Consider the following 21,092-nt stretch of genomic DNA (forward strand, 5'->3'; position numbering starts at 1 on the left):
ATTGGTTAACCTTTATCAATCAAAATCACATAGGGTGTAGCCGTATTGAAGCTCAGGTTTAGCTGCTCTGTAAGTGATCGCAGTGCTGCTATGGGATCATCTAACTGTACAACTCCGGTGACCCGTAATTGCTCGATATTGCTATTGCGTATAATTATCTGTTTTTTAGTATAGCGTCTTAATTCGTTAACAACGTTACCAAACAGCTCATTTTCGAAGATGAGTTTTTTTTGTAACCAGCCCTGAGTTTGTTGGATATCGACATTCTGGACGTTACTGAAGCGGTTGTATTGGGTTTCCAGTTTAACCTGCTGGCCTTCTTGCAGTACAAGTTCAGCCGCGTTCTTTTGGGTGTTTTCAACTTTAACTTTGTGCTCAGTCACTACCACAGTCGGTGTGTTACCGGCATTCTTTTTAACGTTAAACTCAGTACCTAATGCTGTGACTCGCATGGCTCCGGCTTCCACCACAAATGGTCGTGTTTTATCAGAATAAACATCAACATAGATTTCACCGGATAGTAATTCCACAAGACGTTCATTCTCTGAGAAATGCAGCTTAATGGCTGAATGGGTGTTGAGGGTAATAACTGAGCCATCGGGGAGAGTACGTTGTTGTGTTTGCCCGGTTGCTGTGAAGTGATCCGCGGTGAGCGTCCACCAAGCTTCTTGTCCCCAAAATAATGCCATGAAACTCAACAATACGGTGGCAGCTAACGACATCACCAGGCGAGCAATACTATTGCCGGATTGACTCTTAGTGTTTCGTTCCTTGGCTGTTAATCGTCCCCGTTGCTTTGCCAGGGAGATGACCTTTTCTCCTTGTGTTTCAGTGGTGACAGACTTTTTTGCTTCGTGCATCAATTGCCATGTTTGCTCCGCCTGCTGGAAGGCAATACCATGAGCGTCGCTCTCTCCTAGCCAGGCAATAAACAAGTCCTCTTGTTCGGCACTAAGCTCAGAAGATTCCAGTTTCACCAGCCAATCACGGGCTTGTTGTTCAATATCTTGTTGTTGGAGCGAGTTCATTTTGGCGCTTGTTTTCGGCTTATATTGTACTTAGACGTACTTTGCTCTGATTTGAGTAATGCATCTTCATATTTTTTGAGTTTTGACTGGCAAAAACTCAACGCTTTGCGCAAGTGTTTTTCCACCATATTAACACTGATATCAAGTTGCCTGGCCACCTGATTTTTATCAATATCACCGAGTTTTTGTAGATAAAACACATCTCGAGTCTTCTCTGGCAGCTCCTGCAATGCGTCTTTTATTACCTCAAGTTTTTGGCGATGTTGGATGATTTGCTCAGGACCCTGTTGTGATTCTGGCTGCGGCGCTTCCTCTTCAGATACATAGCGATTTTGTTTGCGTTGCTCATCGATGATCAGGTTATTGGCCATGCGAAACAAGTAAGCCTTAGGGTACTTAATAGTGGCGCTATCGATTGTTTGCAGTTTTATGTACAGGTCCTGCATAATATCGTCGGTACTGGCTGGCGAACCGATCCGCTTGGCAATAAAGCTGGCCAAGCTTTCTCTGTGCGCTTCAAATATTGTCTCAATAGAAGACATTACTTTGATATGGGTTCCTGGCTTCACAACACTTACTGTTTATTATGTAACGATTGTGGGTGATAACAGATGTTTTTGTCACTTTGGGGCTTAATATTGTGTAGCAGTTATCACGATATAGTGAGAAGACGTCTTAACTGCAGAATTATGCCAAACTATTTTTCTCTAATAGTGTTTCGAACTCATTCAATGGCACGGGTTTACTATACAAATAGCCTTGGGCTATGTCGCATTCCAGTTCTAGTAATAAGTCGTGCTGGGGAAGGGTTTCAACGCCCTCAGCAACAACTTTGAGGTTGAAGTTGCGAGCCATATCAATAATGGTTTCAGTGATCATTTTATCGGCGGGATCAACGTCAATATCTTTCACAAAACTGCGGTCAATTTTTAATTTGTCCACCGGAAAGTGCTTGAGATAGGCAATAGAGGAGTGACCAGTGCCGAAGTCGTCCACCGCCAAAGAAATACCAAGGGATTTAAGTTGTTGCAGCAACTCTCGGATATTCCCAGAGGTTTCCATCAAGCCATTTTCGGTTAGTTCCAGCTCCAGTCCATTGGCTGTGATGCCGCTGCTTTGTATGTTTTTAGCCACTTGATCGTAAAAATCATCGTAGCGGAAGTCGCGCGGAGAAATATTGATGGACAGGGTTAACTGGTGGCCAGCTTCTTGCCATTTTTTCAATTGCTGACAACCTTGCTGTATCACCCATTTTGATATTTCGTGAATGATGCCGGTTTCCTCTGCAATACCAATAAACGCCCAAGGTGTGAGTAAGCCATCGTCTGGATGGTTCCAGCGGATCAATGCCTCAGCACCAATAATGCGTTTGCTGACCATATCTATCTGTGGTTGGTAATACAGCTCCAATTCACAGCGTTCAATGGCTTTGGAGAGTTGATTGCTCAATCGGAAGCGTTGATCGGCCTGCTGGGTAATGGATTCTGTATAGAAAGCATAGGTATTGCGGCCATTCTGTTTGGCTTTGTACATTGCCGAATCAGCATAGGTAAACAGCTTTTCTATGTCGCTACTATCGTCAGGATAGACAGCGATACCGATACTGGTGCCCACAGATGTTTCGTGGCAATCATTTAACAAATACGGCGTTTTTACTTCTTCGATTATGTTTTGCGCTATTGCATTGAGGTCTCGCAGCTCTGTGATGCCCTCCAGCAAAATAACGAATTCATCTCCTCCCAAGCGGGCTATCGTATCCTCTTCCCGTAGCGATGATCTCAGGCGTGTCGCCACCTGGCGCAAGAGCTCATCGCCCACCATGTGACCTAAACTGTCGTTTACCACTTTGAAATGATCTAAATCCAAAAATAAGACCGCTACTTTTTCGTCTGAGTTTCTCTTGGCGCGTTCAATGGCGTGTTCAATACGTGATTTTAACAGTAGACGGTTTGGCAAGCCGGTTAAGGCATCATAATGGGCCAGCTGTTCCATGCGCTCTTCTGATTGTTTTAACCGGGTGATGTCAGAGAACACTGCGACATAGTGGGTAAGCTGATTGGCATCATTTTCCACCTTACTAATGGAGAGTAGTTGTGGATAAATAGTGCCATCTTTTTTGCGATTCCAGATTTCGCCTTTCCAATAACCCTGGCGGACAATATCCTTGTACATATCCTCATAAAACACAGAGTCATGACGGCCAGATTGCAAGATGGCGGGATTGTCCCCAGCAACGTCTTCCTGCTTGTAACCGGTGATATCGGTAAAGGCTCGATTGACGGTAATAATGCGATTTTGAGCGTCTGTAACCAATACGCCTTCTTGAGAATGCTCAAATACTTTAGCGTCCAGTTTGAGCTTTTGCTCGTTTTCAACTCGTGCAGTAATGTCGTGAATTATGGAAAAGAGCATTCGCCTGTCATCCGAAATAATAGGGGTGGAATGCACTTCTACATAGCGAATTTCGCCATTGGCCAGGCGATGCTGAAAGGTGAAATAGTTTTGGTTTAACAGGGCCGCTTTTTCCATTTCCGCAGCAACTTCCTGTTCCGACATGGTATTGATTTCCTGAATGCGTTTACTCACCAGATCTTTGTGGCTGTATCCGTAAAAATCCAGGGCGGCGGCATTGGCATCCACAATCTTACCGCTGTCCTTGTCTATCAGCAGCATAACCGCGTTGTGGTTATGGAAAATATTGCGAAATTTCTTCTCAGATTCTACCAGGTTATTGACTGAGCTGAGGTACAGCATTTCGCTTTTATAGCGATGCCTTAATACCAGCAAGCACAAGCTAAACAGCAATACGGCAGTGAACCATATAGGAGAATGAATATGCAGTTCATCCCAGCCTTTAGCCGGAGTAGCCAAAAGTTGCCAGTTGCCATAGGAAAACTGGATTGACTGGGCTACAGGATCCTGTTGTGTTATCTCACTCTTACCATAGAAGAACTCCCCGTTAGCCCCTTTACTGTCTTTGCCCCGGATAGCCAAATTCAAAGATTTTCGCTGAGCGACCCCGCTGGCTTCCATAATAGCTTGATAATCAAGTACCACGGATAACAGTCCCCAACTTTTGCCGTTTTGGGCGTTCTGGATAGGTGTTCGGGCAATCAAGCCAACATCCCCTTGCACCAGCTTTAGTGGCCCTGCCATTATGGTTTTGTTCAGTTGTATGGCTTTATTGGCCGCTTCGATTTGCTCAGGAATCTCTCGATAATCTAACCCGATCACTTGCTGATTTTCTAGCAGTGGATACATATGGGTAACGACCAGATTTTTTGCTGCACCGATATTTCTGATCTGATTTTCACTCGCCAGTAAAGGGGCTGCGAAGCGAGCAAATTCTTGTTGCTGAAGGTCCGGGTTGATGGAGATATAGGTGGCTAAACCTCTGGTTAGATTGATATTGCGGTTAATGGTGTATTCAAGACTGGCCCGTAGTTCGGTTAATTCGGAGGTTACCTCTGCCACTTGATTTTGATGGTGACGTTCGTTGCTGATTGCTTCAAAGAGGATCAAGGCCAAAATCAAGACGATGGCGGAGAGCACTGTTAACAGGGTAAATTTTACGTTGATGTCTTGTTTTGAAAGTTGTTTTGTCGCGGGCATTGAATGACCATAGCAAAGTTACACAACCTTGCTCGTTTTTCCTTATTTGATGTTGCAGGGAATCATTTTGCGCATAGTCTACATACTAGCAACGTATCGATATTATCCCAAATCAAATACTGTGTAGAGTTACATAAAATTTATTCTTGGCTTGTTAGTATTGATTGTGGATGTGGCTATGATATAGCTTTAAACAAAAACTATTATTGTGCAATCAGGCTAATTTGTCTTTACCTCCTGAAAATCAAGGAATAAGCACCGGTGCAAACACGTCTAGATGAAACAGATTATAATGACCTTGTTGTGACACGAGGCGTAATTATTCCGGATCGCATGCGCATTAGTCGTTATGAAAAAATTCCCGAGTTAGGTCCCCGCATTCTATTTTTCAGTGGCGGTAGTGCCCTCAATGGCGTGGCCCGTAAACTGAAAGATTACACCCATAATTCCATTCATTTGGTGACCCCATTTGACTCTGGTGGCAGCTCTGCTGTGATACGTGAATTTTTCGATATGCCGGCGGTGGGGGATTTACGCAGTCGTATGATGGCACTTGCGGACGAAACCGTATTGGGTAATCCCGAAATCTTGCGCCTGTTCAATTATCGGTTTGATAAAACCACCGACAATCAAATATTGCGGTCGCGCCTCGAGGCCATGGTGGCCGGTGAGGATGAGCTAACCAAAGATATTCTCAATCCCATGCGCAGTCTCATCTGCAATCACCTTGGCTACTTTCTTAAAGTGATGCCCGGTGCGTTTAACTTGCGCGGTGCTAGTATCGGCAATCTGATTCTGGTGGGCGGCTATGTTAATCAGCATCGCGAACTTGATCCTATCATTTTCTTATTCTCTGAACTGGTTAAAGTACAAGGGATAGTCCGTAGTATCACCGAGGACAACTACCATCTGGCTGCTGAACTCGAGGATGGGACGCAAATCATTGGTCAGCACTTACTTACTGGTAAGGAACAGCCGCCTGTTACCAGTCCCATTAAAAAGCTGCGCTTGAGCACGGATTTAGATTCTCTAAACCGGGTCACTACAACGCTTAAAAAACGCAATCGCAAACTCATTGCCAGTGCTGAATTGATTTGCTATCCGCCCGGTAGCTTCTATTCAAGCCTGGTGGCCAATTTATTACCTTATGGCGTGGCTGAATGTATTGCCAATAACGCCTGTCCCAAAGTCTATATTCCCAATCGTGGCCGGGATCCTGAGCAGGTAGGAATGTCTATCAATGATCAAGTGGATACGTTGTTGCAAAGGTTACAAGGACAATTTGAGCAACCGGTGGCAGTGACTCGGTTATTGAACTTTATTCTCTACGACAGCCGCAAGCTGCGAGGAAGTGAATGCTTGGATATCAAGCGATTTAGCGAGATGGGCATACAGATCATTGATACGCCGCTGATGAGTGAAGAGCGACCCGATTATTATGATGACCTTAGTTTAGTTAAGGCCATCATTTCTTTAACCTAAATTCGGGGAAGGAGTTTGCTTGCTATTCCCCCTTATTTTTCTTAGCTTTTTTTCTTAAACAGCAAGGTCATGCGGTTGGATTCGCCAATGGCATCCGCTGCTTTTTTCTTGTCGGCATCATCACCAACACCAACATATGATGGCGGTAAGCGCCAGACAATGTCACTAGCTGTGGGCTCGTCCTTGGGGTTTTTGTTGATGTCAGAACTGGCCACTAATTCAAAACCTGCCGCTTCAAACGCCGCTTGCACTTGTGAGGCTTTCAGATATCCGCGGCTACCATCGTTATCTGCATCCGACTCAGCAACTGCGTGCTGTACCACACCCACAAGACCATCGGACTTGAGCATGTTATAAGTGGCTTTTAATGCTTGAGTGAGTGTGCCTGCCTGGCTTTCAAAGCGATTTAAATTGTGCAGGGCGCGAATAAACAAAACGCGATCAACAGTACCATCTAAAGCTTCGGGAATGGTTTCAAAGGTATAGCCCTCAACGGCAATACCACTGTCAGATAGCTCAGCTACTAAGCCGGGGAAGGCTTTGGTGGCGGCTTTCATTTCTGTAATACGCTCTTCACTGAAAAAGCCGAAACGCGCCCACATACTATCGACGTAATTGATTCCATACAGTGCCCCGTCTTTACCAAGGTAATCGGCTAAAATCCCGGAATACCAACCCCCGCCGGGAAGGGCTTCTGCCACAGTCATTCCGGGTTTAACTTCGAAAAAATCCAGGGTCTCTTGTGGATTGCGGTACTGGTCGCGGGCCTGCATTTCTGCAGGGCGCGCCTCGATTATCGATTGCAGTGCTTTATTACCGTGGTCGTGAGCCAGCGTATTAGCGCTAAAAGCGGCCAGCAGAGAGCCGATGAGCAGAGACTTGCTCAGTGTCGCGAGTTTTAATTTGGTTATCATGGTTTATCTCAGTTGAATGCACTTTGGAAACACTATTGAGTATTTGTCTGCCCTGCAACCAAATTTACAACCGCTTACGAAAAAATTGTCAATAAGGTTTAGCCTAGATAGCGCTGAACGAATTCTCCGTGCTCCAGTAACCGTTCACATTTGCTTTTAACCTGTTGCTGTAAACCTTGCATAAAGCGCTGGAACTCCGCTTGCCCCATTTCGTGACATATTGGGTGATATTGGGCCGGGAGCAAACGCTGGCCTAGCATCACCTGAGTCCACGAGTCCACACGAAATATGTCGCCATCATCCAAAAATACCCGTCCGGTTTCCTTGAATAAAGCTATTTTGTGCTGCAGTGATGCTGGCAGCTCCATAGTGGCGCAATGACGCCAGAAACCACTGTCCCGGCGCTCGGTGACGGCATAATGCATCGCGATAAAATCCAGAATGCACTGCATTTCACTGTCGAACTTGTTGTTGTATTCGTTAATCGCCGATTCGGTAATGCCGTTGCTTGGGAATAGCCGCATCAGGCGCACCAGTCCTGTCATGATCAGGTGAATACTTGTGGATTCCAGAGGCTCTATGAATCCCGAAGCCAAACCCAATGCGACACAGTTTTTGTGCCAGCCTTTGCGTCGTTTTCCAGGTGTAAAGCGGATCACGCGCGGATCATGCAACGGTTCGCCAGGTAGGTTATTCATCAATAATGCTTTGGCTTTGTCGTCATCAATAAAACCTTGCGCATACACCAGACCGTTGCCGATGCGATTTTGCAGTGGGATTTGCCACTGCCAGCCTGCTTCATGCGCGATTGAGCGAGTGTAGGGGCGGGGAGAAGTATTCCCGCCGCATTGTACGGCAAGCGCACTGTCACAGGGCAGATAGTGAGACCAGTTGTCATAACCCGTATGCAAAGTTTGCTCTATTAATAAACCTCTAAAGCCGGTGCAATCGATAAACAGATCACCTTCTACCTGTTCTCCACTGTCCAGCGTTAAGGCGGAAATAAAGCCGCTTTTGGGGCATTGCTGAACCCGGGTTATCTTCCCTTCTTTGCGTTGTACCTGATGCTGCTTTGCCATGTCACGTAAAAATAGTCCGTATCGCGTGGCGTCCAGGTGGTAAGCAAAATTGAGAGGTACATCGTTGGTAAGTGCAAACTTATTAGCAATGGCGGCTTCGTGCTCTAAACAAAATGCACCAAAGGGCATATCCAGACCTTGGGATTTTGCCCTTAACCAAAAATGATGAAATTCCCCGGCCCAACATTCGCGTCCGGTAATGCCAAAAGAGTGGATATAGCTGTCGCCTTGCGCCCCCCAATTCTCAAATTGGATACCCAGTTTAAAAGTCGCATTGGTAGCGCGCATGAATTCTCGCTCGTCAATGCCCAGCAATTTGTGCAAGGTGCGAATTGGCGGGATGGTGGCTTCACCCACTCCGACAGTGCCAATTTCATCTGACTCCACTAACGTCACCTGGATACTTTTTCCCAGCAGTTTTGACAGTGCAGCGGCTGCCATCCATCCAGCGGTTCCGCCGCCCGCAATGACCACTTTCGATACGGGTTTGTTGCCTGGCAAAGTATTCATTGTTATTTCATCTCTTGGTGTTTTTGGTGTAGGAAGCTCAACAATACGCGGTTTTGAGGTAAACCCTGTTGATACTTCTGGCGAGTGAGTTCAGTCTGACGTTGTAATTCTGCGACGCGTGCCTTACTCAGAAAATAGGGCGTGTCTTTTGCGATATCACTTTCAAAGCCCATGCCATATAAAATGTATTGATAGCTGGTTGAGGGGAAGACCTCTTCATTTTCGATAAAGTCCAACCGGGAAGGAGCTTGGTAGCGCCACAATTGTAATAGAATGTGTAACGACTCGGGAATGGATTCAGGCAGGCGATGACTCCGCCAGAAGTCTGAATCCTGACGCTCGCTCAGCACGTAGTGCAGCTTGACAAAATCGATTACCCGCTGCCATCGATAAGCAAAACGTTTGTTAAAACGATTTGACAGTAGTGCCATGTGCTCGCGGTTGCGAGGAAATTCCTCACATAACATATTTATACTGAGCTCTACCATGGCAATGGCTGAGGCTTCCAGCGGTTCGATGAACCCGGCGCACATCCCAATCGCGATACAGTTGTTTTGCCAGAGTTTTTCTCTATAGCCCGGGTTAAACGATAATTTTCTGAAAGTAAGTGCTTGCAATTTATCTTCTGGAAGTTGCGCTTTTAAGTGTTGATACAGGGTGTCGTGAGCTTCTTCGTCACTACAGTGTTCTTGGGCATAGGCAAAACCGACACCGCGACGGTGGTATAGACCAATATCCCAAACCCAACCTTTGGCCTTGGCGGTGGCATTGGTGGTAGATTGGATGGGTGCATCAGTTGATACATAGGGTACCTGTGACGCAAGTGCAGAGTTGACCGGTAAAACCTCTGCGACGCTACGCCACTTCACATCGAAGTGTTTTTCAATTAAACGCGCGGCCATGCCGCTGCAATCAATAAATAAGTCAGCTTCAAGCGGACCTGATTGCTGACCAATCAGGGCTTTGATATCCCCATTTGCGTGGCTTTCAACTGCTTCAATATGATCGCGGATATGCACTACACCTAGCTTTTGTGTGCAATGTAAGGTCAGCAGCTCTGCCAGTTTGTCAGCATCGAAATGGTAGCCGTAATTGAGTACGTGGGCGTAATCCGGGGTTGCCTGTTGCTTTGGGGCAAGTCCAGCTTCACAAATACCTGGCTGCACACAAAAACTGTCGGCGAAGCTGGCTGTCTTGCTACTTTGCCAGTGCTGAACCAGATTGAGTTCGGTGTAACCTGTGGGGTTGGTAAAGGGGTGGTAATAGGCGTCATTCGGCTGGTTATGGCGCCAGCCAATAAACTTTGAACCTTGTTTGTATGAAGCTTGACAAAACACTAAGAATTGTTGCTCACTGATGCCGATTTGTCTCAGTGTATGGCGTAACGAGGGCCAGCTGCCTTCACCGACACCAATCTTTGACAGGGTCGGTGACTCTACCAGGGTAACCATAATCTCAGGCTGGCGCTGTTGTAATTGTGCAGCGATGCGGCCAGCCGTCAACCAGCCAGCACTACCACCACCTAAAATCAGGACATTACTTATTTCACGCATGGCACAGTAGGGTTGTTAAAACGCGTTTTTATCATATCTGGCAGTAATAGCGGAGCACAACCCTGTGCTCCTTACTATCACATTTACTCTCGGCTAGAATTTATAGCGCATGCCGATAGCATAACGCGCGCCTAATTCTTCCATGCGCCACAACTGGGCACTGGTTCGACCGTGAGTTCTGGAGTTCTCTTCTGTGATGTTAATGCCCTCAACAAACACTGTCAGGTCTTCATTGAACTCATACGACACGTTAAAGTCGATTTGCGATAATGCCTCAGTAAAGCTCGGCTCATTAACATATTGAGACGTCGTATTCAGGAAGTCGTCACGCCAGTTGTAGGCAATACGCGCTTGCCAGGCATCTTTTTCGTACATCAACACTACGTTGGCGGTATCACTCAGACCCACCAAGGCAAACTGTGTTACCGACGGATCCGCTGTTATATCAAAGCCAACGTCGCCGTTAACGGTTGTATAGTTTGCCTGGATACCAAAGCCGGTGTCTCCAAAGAAGTGCTGTACCGCCATTTCGAAGCCGTAAATATTGGCACTTTTGTTATTCACCGGTTTACTGTTGATAAAGGTCAACAGCGGGTCGTCGCCATTGGGAAGAATATCGAATTGCGCCTCAAATTGTTCATCGGTTAGCGAGAAGTAATCGATGTTGTTTTCCATAGCGGCTACCATATTGAACAAACTGGTATCGCTTAACGGAATACCTAGTCGCTCCAGCTCAGCAATCGCAGCGATGGCCCTGGGACCTGCAGTGGCGTCTCGTAAGCCATACACGCTCTCTTCAACTTGATCGTTACCAATAAAGTTGCGTACCCGCTTGTCATAAAAACCTAAGGAAACATAACTGGTATCATCAAAGTAGTACTCTACCGAGATATCAATATTGTCTGATTCAAGCGGCTTCAATGCCGGGTTTCCGGAGCTGGCCGTTGCAGTGGGACCGTCAGATAACAAGGTCGGGAAATTGGGTGTAGACACCGAAGAGGCAGCACTTAAGTTGTTGTATGTTGGTCGTGCAATGGTTTTACTATAAGAAACTCTGGCAATGACGTTGTCTACCACTTCAATATCAAAGTCGATTGATGGTAACAAATGATCATAATCAGACGTGATGGAGACGTCTTGCATATCGCTGCCAAAGCGCACGTTAAAATCGTTATTACTTTCCCAAGCAACGGCACTAGGTAAACTGATATTGGCAATCGATGTAACTTCTGTATCTTCGTAGCGCAGCCCCATCAACAGGTTGTAAGGCATCTCGCCCAGTTCGCCAGAGATATCAAATTCAAAATAGACAGCTGTAATGTCTTCTTCAATGGTTCGATTGGTGGCAAATGGATTGTTAGCGACAAAGTCAAAACCATAAGCGCCCGCTGCAAAAGCACCCAACTCAGCAACACTGCCGGTGAAGCCTTCTGAGTAGATACCGGAAGCATCAAAATCGTCAAATTCAGCAGATAAATTTAATGGCGTTAAAGAGCCAGCTGGTAATTCACCCGGGTTCTCGATACCCCAGTTCCCCATGGTATGACGGGTTAAGGACTGCAATGAGGTACTTTCCATGGCGCGAGATTCAATACCAAAGTTGATACTGCCTTCATCAAAGTCATAGCTGCCGTCAATTTTGGCTTGGGTGACCTCGGTATCTTGCGAACTGAAGTTCATATCCAAAATAGAGGTGCCCACATCATCTTGATCGAGCATGCCGTTAGGATTGAGATTACCACGAGACACATCGTCGAAATCCACCATCATGATGGGGAAGTCGTTGGAGAAATCGACACCCTGACCGCGCACTACGTTGGCCCCTAAACCAAAGTTGGTCCAGGTGCCATAGGGTGCATCTGGTCGGCCCTCTGCACTGGAGTTGTGCACATCAAAAACTAAGGAAAAGTCATCGTTTACCTGATACTCCAGGTTAAAACCCAGAGATTTATTTTCGTTGACTTGGTTAAGCTCTTGTAACGCTAATCCCAAGTCTCTGGGTGCCAGATCGCGGCGTTCTTGGGTAATATGGATAGGTGTAGCCACAACTTCATCATCAAAGGTGAGTTCTGCAAAGTAGCGGTCGTCCATCCAGATGGATTGCTCAGCACGCGCTTCAAATAAATCCTGCTTAGAGTATGTGTAATCCAGCGTTGCGGTCATTTTTTCAGATGGGGCAAACTGGAAGGTAAATTGGGCATTGGTACGATCTCGCTCACGATCTGCAACGAAATAACGCAGGTCGGAAGGAATGGCAAATAGCTGACCGATTTCAGGTGCATTATTTAACACTACTGGCGCGCCGGCTGCCGGGTTTACATCGGGGTTGGGTGATTGTGGCACCGTACCGTCAAAGGGGTTAACTCGCCACTGGTTTACAAATGCACCGAGGGCTCCACTGTCCCGCTGCTGGAAAGAACCTGCGAATGTAAAACCAAAGGTTTTGTCGTCGTTTACCCAATTAACAATGGAGGACACTTCCGGGGTGACATCGTCTCCCACACGGTTAGTGGTATCGTGAACGCCCTTAACACCGACATTTGCAGTTAAGCCAGTTTCATAAGCGTCAAATGGCTTAGCGGTACGGATATTTATCGTGGCACCAATGCCACCTGTAGCGATACTGGCGCGACCAGTTTTGTATACATCTACACCGCGAATGCCCTCAGAGGCCAGGTCTGAGAAATCAAAGGCTCTGGAGTTGGGGACTCCACCGCCTGCAGGTAAAGCTGAGCCGGGCATGCTACGGCCGTTTAAGGTGACCATGTTGAAATCCGGACCAAAGCCCCGTGCAGTTACCTGGGTACCTTCACCGTTGTTGCGGCTGATGGAAATACCTGTAATGCGCTGGAGTGATTCAGCTAAGTTGGTATCCGGGAATTTACCAATATCTTCGGCGGAAATCGCATCAACGACGCCAGCAGATTCCCTTTTGATACCCATGGATTCCTGAATACTACTTCGAAGACCGCTAACCTGAATTACTTCGACGTTGCTCAGCTCGTCTTCTTCTTGTGCCACTGCAGGCAGTGCCACGCAACCAGCCAGTATCAAAGATACGCTGGTGGCTAATTTAGTTTTGTTAAGTTTTGCGTTTTTCACTGTGTTGCTCTCTTAAAGTTGTAATCGCATGTTCTCTCAATCTGAGAAAGGGCTTTCTCGCGGCGCCGGCACGCATCCATGCTTTCGAGAAAGCGCTTTCTCAGATTAGTCTAGCCATATCTTTCAGTCAATAAAAAAATTAACAATTATTTAACAGTTGAAGGTTAACTGTATGATTTTATTAAGATAAAAATATTACCTTAATTGTTTTTGCATTGGGCCTGAGTGAGTCAGACGGTATTTCCCGAACACATCTGCCGTGATATAGCCGAGATTCTTGTCTCCTTCCACCGGGACTATGGTTGTCGAGCCCATAAAATGCTCCCGTGCTCCGCCAGCATCAGCGTCGCAATAGGCCAGCATAAAACCAATTTCCTGGTTTTCTTTTAGCTTGATAGGAGGTAATGGCGCCTCATCGGTATAATTGTCTGGGTACAAATTCAAGGCTACTTCCCAGATTATGTTGTTGGGAGATTGTTGTGAACGTTGCCATCGGCTTTGCAGGTGTGAATTTAGCATCACTACCGATTCCGGACCGTCGCCCTTATAAGCGCCAATATCTGCTGCCTGATTATCCAGTGCCACATGATAAGCAAAAGCATTGTGGGAATAGAGATGATTGCCGCCTGAAGCGTCTGAATCGATAAATATTTCCAGGCAGTCGTCGTCCCAATAACGCACTTTGGGATCGGCGTAATAGTCCATCAGCACATCATCGGTGATTTCTGCCAAAAGGTAGAGTTTATGTTTATCCCACAGTAGTTTGAAGCGCCCGGAGAAATCCTCCTTACTTGGTATTTCCCCCAGGATGTGCTTGTCCAGAGGCCACCAGGGCGCTTGTTGCCATACCGACTCCATGACACCGTCAATTGTGGGCGCCAGTCTGGTATGATTGATATCAATTGTCTCTGCTGATGCGGGTACACTAAAAAAGCAGGTAAGTGTGGTGGTTATGGCAATAAGTTGTTTAACAGCAAACATTGTGGCGCTCCAGGGTATCAATCACATGTTCAATGAGTATCGCGGATTCCCCGGCGCCGTCAAATGGCAATACGTCGTTTTCGTTTTCCGGATACTCAAATGTACTCAATTGACTTTTAAGTAGGCTGGTATTTGCGAAATGTTGTTGCCTGTTTTCTAGTCGGCTGCTAAGGAGGTCAGGTGCGACTTCCAATAGCAAAAATCGCACCTCGGAAGCCATCGCTCTGATGCGTTGCCGATGGTTTTTGCTCAGAGCTGAACAGGCCAAAACAATGCTACTCTCAGGTTGGGATTTAATCGCTTGCTCTAACCTGTCAAACCAGGGGGCACGCATTACATCATTCAGTCCTATGCCTTTGCGCATAAGTGCTTTGGCGGCTTCACTGTGATAGTCATCGGCATCTAAAAAAGGCGCAGTTAAGCGTTGCGCAAGTAGTTGCCCAAGTGTACTTTTACCGCAACCGCTCACCCCCATAACAACATAAAGTCGTTTCATGTAGATGCCTCTGATGGCAACAATACCAACAAATCATTTTTGTCTGACAAGTACTTTGTTTTCAGCAGGTTGCCAGATAGTTGTTGTTTATTGAAAATAAGCTGCAGGTTTTTTACATCCCTATGTCGCTCATATCGCACCTTTATCACATAACCTCGGAATCGCCTGGTTACTTCAGCCTGCGGCCAATGATTTGGCAGTTGGGGCTGCACCAAAAGACCTTGCGAACAGCCCTTCAACCCAAATAGCTGCTCCGTCAGTGAGCGCATCAACCAGGCAATGGTACCGGTATTAAACAGTCGGCTGGAAAGTCCGCCGTATTTGGGATGCAAATTATGGGCACCGCGATAATAATTAGGTACAAAATTGGGTAACTGTTGCTTTGCCATTGCCTGTTCAGTGGTAACCACTATCTGTTTTAAGGTTTTAAACGCTTCCTCTGAGAGTTGCGCCTGGTACAAAGCATACAAATAAAAAGCGGCGGCATGGTTATACAGCGAACCATTTTCCGCCACTCCGGGAAACTTCTGAGTTAATCGACCAATGTCTTCTACCATGGCTGTGTAAGCCGGGGCCAACATGGCGACCCCATGGGGACTGTGCAAATGCGCAAACACGGCTTTTAGCATACTTTCTTGCTGTTGTTCTGAAGCGCATTGACTCAAGATAGCCCAGCTTTGGGGATTCAAATATATCTTGCCCTCACTGTCTTGCTCAGTGCCGAACAATCTGCCCGCATCGGTGATGCCTCGGCCATACCATTTTTGATGCCAGAAATAGGTGTTGATATTTTTGTTGATTGTAAGCGCTTGCTCACTCCAGAATTTTGATCTTCCAGGATTATTGTTGTGCAAGAGTAATTCCGACCAGATCTGAAAGGCCCAACTCGTGGCCATAGATAACCAGCTGGATACCCCCTTGCCCTGGTGGCCAACCATATTCATTGGATCGCACCAGTCACCTTGTTGAATAAGGCTTAGATGTCGGTGATCCTGATGAGATTGCAACCATTGCATCGCTAATTCAATATGCTCAGCTACCGTAGCCGGGGTATCGCTATCGGAAAAAGGTAAGACCTCCTCTAGCAGTGCCAGATCGCCAGTCTCGCTGATATAGGCCTGCAAACAAATGGGTAACCAGACACAAGGGTCGGCATGGGGTACTTCATTGATGTATTTCAAGCTGGCGTTATCGTGCAGTAGTATGCCATCCGGCATTGCGCCATTTTGCTGTTGTTGTGTCAGCGCTGTTAGTAACGCCCGGCGAAAATAGCCCGGGTCCAGATAACACATGCCCATCGCATCTTGTAGATAGTTTCGCGTTTGTGGATCCGTGGTCAGGCGATTAACGTCACCGTGATAAAACACCTGTCTGGGTAACCAGTGGTTTATCGTATTGTCCAGCTCTGCATCAGGCGTTTTTACTGCAATGCAACTGCTGTGTTGCTGCAAATACTGTTGATAGTCACTTGTCGCAGCAAGATAGCCACTTTCATTGAGATAAGTGTCTTTCATACGCTGGATATCTTGCAGCTCTGTGGCGGCGCCGAAGATAAAGCGCAAATCTTTGACTACCTCGACAGCGAAACGTTTTTTGTGCTGTAACACCGCGACAGGTGTTTCGTACACGGCATCTTGATTGGGCAAACGATCATGCTGCAGCATATCGGGAGCGGTCCAGCCGCCATCTCCCAAGAATTGCGCCAAATTGGCACAATAGCTTGTGACTGGTTCGCTGGCGCGTAAAAATGTCAGTTCCTTGAAATCTTTTTGTTGCAGGTATTCTTCCAGCTTTTGATATGGAGATACCTTATTCGCAATGATGCCATTGCTCCGGGTACAGTATGTTGCCTCCTGATTCATCCATGATTGATAACCGATATTAAAGCAAGGGAATATACTCAGATCCCGTTCATTTTTGCCATTGTTGGTTATTTTAAGTTGCCACATTTCCAGCACATCTTCTTTGGGCAAGGTTACTTTGAGTTCAAATAACCAGTCGAGATGGGAAATACGCCAGCAAACATAAGCATCGGCCACTTCAAATTGGAATGCCTCCAGTGGCTTACACATAGGCTCAAAAGGCAACGAGAAAGTTAGCCCGGAACTATCATCTTTGATATAAAAAAAACGCCCCGGGTGACCCTGATAATAGTAATGCTCTGGTTGTAAAAAGGTTTTTGCGGTTAGGGCTGGTCCAGCGGAATAGGTAGCGGGTTCCGGTTGCATAAAATGACTATTGGCAAAACCACGACAAGTCACGTTTAGCAGCATACTCTGGTTCCAGAGGTAGCCACTGGCATTGGGAATGGTGGAGGGAGAATACAGTCGTATCTCGCCGGTTTCTTCGTCAAAACAATAGGGTAAACCAGGATGAATACTCATGACTGCCCCTCTCGTCTTTGGGTTAATTCAGCCTGAATCCGGTCAAGGCGTTGCTCGTCCAGAGAGTAGAAGTGAATAATCACTACCGATATAAGTGCAAACAAACTTGGTAGTAAGCTCATTAACAGCAGTATTCCGTGTTCTGAAGCATCGCTCTGTATTTGATTTGGGGTGTAGCCCAATGAGGCCAGCCCCCAGCCGATGATGGCGCCTGCCAGGGCACCTCCCAATTTTTGTGAAAATGCCGCAGCAGAAAATACCATGGCCGTTGCGCGTCGACCGTTTTTCCATTCACCAAAATCAGCTGTATCAGCATACATGGAGAAAACCAAAGGCGATTTCGGGCCAAGGCACAAACCAATCAGACCCTGCAGGGTAAAGATGAGTAACAGATTGTCTTTGGGAAGAAAGTAGAACAGCGCTGAAAACAAGGTGACAGCGGACATCAACAACATCAGCAATCGGCGTTTATCCATTAATTTACACAGTAGAGGAGTAATCGCTGCTCCTACCGCCAGTGATAACATATAAACCATGCCAAACAGGCCGATGAGATCTTCTCGCCCTACGTAGTATTTAAGGTAAAAAGTGCCTGAGCTGCCGCGCAATGAAATGGTGAGCATGATGATCAAAGCAAGAGAAAATAGCACTAACCAAGGTTTGTTTTGCAACAGGTCTTGCAAGTCTGTTAGGGCGGTGCTGTTTTGTTGCGCGGGTACCTGAATTCGTTCGCGTGTTGTAAAAAACGTTATGGCGAAAAGCCCGCAGGTGATCGCACCGTAAAGCAACATGGCGAGTTGCCAACCTCTTGCATCATCACCATTGCCTAGCCAGGCCACCAATTCCGGGGTGCACCAGGCTACCAGAGTACCGCCACTAAAAGCACCGATGAAACGAAATGAGGTTAATTGAGTACGCTGTTGCGTGTCAGAGGTCATGATCCCCATCAATGCACCGTAGGGCACATTAATAAAGGTATAGGCCAGCATTAGAAAAATATACGTAGCGTAAGCCCAAAGCAGTTTGCCGTTTTCACCTGTCTCAGGAACGGTAAAGGTGAGCACTCCTGCTGCTGCCAATGGGATGGCCCCCCACAACAGATAAGGACGAAATTGGCCAAACCGAGTGCGAGTGCGGTCGGCAATTGCCCCCATTACCGGGTCGGAAAAGGCATCGATGAGCCGGGTTACCAATATCATGGTACCCACTGCCGCCGCAGGGATCCCAAAGACATCGGTGTAAAAAATCAATAAAAATAAATCCAGTACCCGCCAGTAGAAATTCGAGGCGACATCCCCCATGGCATAGCCGAGTTTTTCCTTGAGGGATAGTTTCATTGAGTTGTTCATCACTTTCTCGACCTACTGCAGCTTTGCGCATGCTTGGGGGGTAGCGGATGTTGTACTAACAAGCTGCACATCGGCGATTGAAACTGTCTGTGCAATATCACTATTGATCTCAAAAGGCACTACACTGTTTTGAAATTCCATTCCCAGTGCTTGCAAACACTGCAAAGGTACCTCGATAGTTTGCCACTTTTGATGAGATGCTGTGAATTTACGCAGGTCTAGTTTCGCTTCGCAACTTGTCTTATCTGGGTTATCACAACGTTGCATTAACCAAAGCGGACTATCCGCTGATTCTTCAATTTTCAGCGCAAAAGACAGAGCCGCATTGGCCAGTAACTCGGCGCGTAAGTCTTCTCTAAAATGGCTTTTGCTGGCGATATACAAGGCGCTATTGTTTTTACCGGAAAACCTGACCTTAACCGCGTCTTCCTGGATATCTTTATCAATGGTGCGGTACTGCAACCCCGCAAGAGTGTGAGTATTACTGTTGACCTGCAAGCGCTGCTTACCTTCCCGTAACCAGAGTATCCATGGTCTTTGAGTTTGACCATTGAAAATAATGCGAGGCAAAGAAGCTGTCGCTTGCTGTTGCAGTTTTTCAGGTAATAGCTTGTTATCAAGTGGCCCGGTTGCGCCATATTCCAAACCAAACCCATAAGGCAATAACGGACTGTAATCAGCATCAAAGCGGTTCATCATCTGAGTTGGGGAGTCTGGCCAGGAATAGCTGAGTTTCCCGCTGATGGGATAGCGGATTTGGTTGTTTTTATCACGCAGTATCACATCTGCAATCCCTTGCCCTTCACTTCCTGGTAACCAAGCAGCTATAAAGGCATCTGAGGCATTTAGCTCAGCGTTTACCCACATTGGACGGCCACTGATGAATACCGAGACCACGGGGATGTTTTGCGCTTTTAATTTTTGTAGCAGGGCCAGGTCTTGTTTGTCACCCGCTTGATAGTTTAAATCGCTGCGATCACCATGTCCTTCTGCGTAAGGCGACTCACCAAAAACGACAACTGCGACGTCGGGCTTTTGGCTGTAGCTGCCATCAATACTCAGTTCAGTGCTACCGCCGCTTTGCTTAACGTGTTCAGCGATGCCTTGGTAAATGGATGTTGCACCCGGAAAATCACTGTTTTTATTTCCCGTGCCTTGCCAGGTAATTGTCCAACCACCGGATTGTTTACCAATGTTGTCTGCTCCATCCCCGGCGACAAGGATATGTTGTGTCGGATTTAATGGCAGCAACTGGTTTTTATTTTTTAACAGAACCAGGGATTCGCGCACCGCTCGTCGCGCAATTTCACGGTGTTCTGGTGCCCCTATCAGTTCGGTTTTGTTGGCGAATTGTCGTTCTGATGGCGCTGGACGCTCAAAAACACCCGCTAGCAACTTCACCCGTAAGATGCGACGTACAGCGTCATCAATGCGGGACATCGGAATTTCGCCGTCACGAGCTTGCTGCACGGTGTTGGCGAATAAGGCGCGCCATGCCTGAGTCGGTGCCATAAACATATCCAGGCCGGCATTGATGGCTTGCGGGCAGCTCTCGTTGCTGCAACCTTTCACTTGCCCATGTCCGGACCAGTCACCTACAACAAAGCCGCGAAAACCCATACGCTCCTTAAGCACATCAGTAAGTAAATACTTGCTACCATGTATCTTTTTGCCATGCCAACTGTTAAAAGACGCCATTACCGTCAGTGCGCCAGCCTGAATACCACTGACGTAACCTTGAGCGTGGAGTTTGACTAAATCCGCCTCGCTGTCGATATTATCGCCTTGATCATCACCACCAACGGTGCCGCCATCACCTAAAAAGTGTTTAATGGTACTGATCACTCTGTCAGGCTGCATAAAAGCAGCATCTGAACCCTGCAAGCCTTTTACAATAGCAGCGGAGTAGGCTTTGACTATTTCAGGATCCTCTGAATAGCCTTCGTAGGTGCGGCCCCAGCGATCATCACGTACCGTGGCAACGGTGGGGGCAAAGATCCATTCAATACCTGTCGCTTGTACTTCCAGGGCGGTTGCACGAGCAATATCCGATATGAGTTCGGGATTGTTTGCCGCACCCAAGCCGATATTGTGGGGAAATAACGTGGCACCAATAACATTGTTGTGGCCATGCACGGCGTCTGTGCCCCACATTGTTGGTATCGCAGAGCCATCAAGACTGTCATCAACACTGGCGCGATACAGGTCGTCCGCCAGCTTTACCCAATCTGCTACTTTGGCTTGTTTGTTGCCGTAAGGGAAAGAGCCGCCGCCATTGAGATAAGAACCGAAACCATAGCGGCGCATATCTTCAACACTGATATCCCGGATTTCTGGTTGAATCATTTGGGCGATTTTTTGTTCCAAAGTCATCTCTTGCATAAGAACGGTGATCTTTGTCTCTACCTCGTCTGACTCAGGTAAGCCGGAAATATCTTTTGGCCAGAGCGAGACCTGAGCCGATAATTGAATGCTGCTAAGCAAGAAGAAAACACCTGTTACGATACGCAGTTTTTTAGATTTCATGGTTTTTACTCGTTCCTGGAACACAAAAAAGCGCTGAGCTGAATAATACTGTTTGTTCAGTTTAACTGGAAAGCGC

General features: G+C 46.9%; 13 protein-coding genes. 1 reads left to right on the forward strand and 12 read right to left on the reverse strand.

Features of this window, described 5'->3' with window-relative positions; translation table 11 throughout:
• Positions 1–5 precede the first annotated feature (5 nt).
• The 3 genes from AABA75_RS01440 to AABA75_RS01450 all read right to left on the reverse strand — a co-directional run bounded on the left by AABA75_RS01440 (position 6) and on the right by AABA75_RS01450 (position 4,640).
• Entirely contained in the window at positions 6–1,028 is a 1,023-nt protein-coding gene (locus AABA75_RS01440; RefSeq protein WP_338290599.1) for a FecR family protein, read from the reverse strand.
• Positions 1,025–1,570, reverse strand: coding sequence for an RNA polymerase sigma factor (locus AABA75_RS01445; RefSeq protein WP_338290600.1), 546 nt, complete (start codon positions 1,568–1,570; stop codon positions 1,025–1,027). The genes AABA75_RS01440 and AABA75_RS01445 overlap by 4 nt, the downstream gene beginning before the upstream one ends.
• 145 nt (positions 1,571–1,715) lie before the next feature.
• Positions 1,716–4,640, reverse strand: a complete 2,925-nt coding sequence (locus AABA75_RS01450) for a bifunctional diguanylate cyclase/phosphodiesterase (protein ID WP_338290601.1) — start codon at positions 4,638–4,640, stop codon at positions 1,716–1,718.
• Positions 4,641–4,901: 261 nt separating this feature from the next.
• Between AABA75_RS01450 and AABA75_RS01455 the strand changes: the two genes are divergently transcribed.
• Positions 4,902–6,122, forward strand: coding sequence for a GAK system CofD-like protein (locus tag AABA75_RS01455; protein WP_338290602.1), 1,221 nt, complete (start codon positions 4,902–4,904; stop codon positions 6,120–6,122).
• Between the two features lie 41 nt (positions 6,123–6,163).
• Here the strand turns inward: AABA75_RS01455 and AABA75_RS01460 are convergent, their stop codons facing one another.
• From AABA75_RS01460 to AABA75_RS01500, 9 genes are all read right to left on the reverse strand, one after another.
• On the reverse strand, positions 6,164–7,036 hold the full coding sequence (locus tag AABA75_RS01460) for a class I SAM-dependent methyltransferase (RefSeq protein ID WP_338290603.1): 873 nt from the start codon (positions 7,034–7,036) through the stop codon (positions 6,164–6,166).
• 98 nt (positions 7,037–7,134) lie between these two features.
• On the reverse strand, positions 7,135–8,625 hold the full coding sequence (locus tag AABA75_RS01465) for a tryptophan halogenase family protein (RefSeq protein WP_338290604.1): 1,491 nt from the start codon (positions 8,623–8,625) through the stop codon (positions 7,135–7,137).
• Between the two features lie 2 nt (positions 8,626–8,627).
• The gene (locus AABA75_RS01470; RefSeq protein WP_338290605.1) at positions 8,628–10,178 is read right to left on the reverse strand and encodes a tryptophan halogenase family protein; all 1,551 of its coding nucleotides are present in this window, start codon (positions 10,176–10,178) and stop codon (positions 8,628–8,630) included.
• Positions 10,179–10,271: 93 nt separating this feature from the next.
• Positions 10,272–13,229 (reverse strand): TonB-dependent receptor, encoded by a 2,958-nt coding sequence (locus tag AABA75_RS01475; protein WP_425325593.1) that lies wholly within the window; start codon positions 13,227–13,229, stop codon positions 10,272–10,274.
• Positions 13,230–13,475: 246 nt separating this feature from the next.
• The gene (locus tag AABA75_RS01480) at positions 13,476–14,261 is read right to left on the reverse strand and encodes a CBM9 family sugar-binding protein (protein WP_338290608.1); all 786 of its coding nucleotides are present in this window, start codon (positions 14,259–14,261) and stop codon (positions 13,476–13,478) included.
• Entirely contained in the window at positions 14,248–14,757 is a 510-nt protein-coding gene (locus AABA75_RS01485; RefSeq protein WP_338290609.1) for a gluconokinase, read from the reverse strand. Before AABA75_RS01485 ends, AABA75_RS01480 begins: the two co-directional genes overlap by 14 nt.
• Positions 14,754–17,141 (reverse strand): GH36-type glycosyl hydrolase domain-containing protein, encoded by a 2,388-nt coding sequence (locus AABA75_RS01490; protein WP_338290610.1) that lies wholly within the window; start codon positions 17,139–17,141, stop codon positions 14,754–14,756. Before AABA75_RS01490 ends, AABA75_RS01485 begins: the two co-directional genes overlap by 4 nt.
• On the reverse strand, positions 17,138–18,478 hold the full coding sequence (locus AABA75_RS01495; protein ID WP_338290612.1) for an MFS transporter: 1,341 nt from the start codon (positions 18,476–18,478) through the stop codon (positions 17,138–17,140). Before AABA75_RS01495 ends, AABA75_RS01490 begins: the two co-directional genes overlap by 4 nt.
• Before the next feature lie 24 nt (positions 18,479–18,502).
• Positions 18,503–21,016 (reverse strand): glycoside hydrolase family 3 protein, encoded by a 2,514-nt coding sequence (locus AABA75_RS01500; protein ID WP_338290613.1) that lies wholly within the window; start codon positions 21,014–21,016, stop codon positions 18,503–18,505.
• Between the last annotated feature and the right edge of the window lie 76 nt (positions 21,017–21,092).

Origin of the sequence: Planctobacterium marinum (assembly GCF_036322805.1) — a bacterium.
In the GTDB taxonomy this organism is placed as follows: domain Bacteria; phylum Pseudomonadota; class Gammaproteobacteria; order Enterobacterales; family Alteromonadaceae; genus Planctobacterium; species Planctobacterium marinum_A.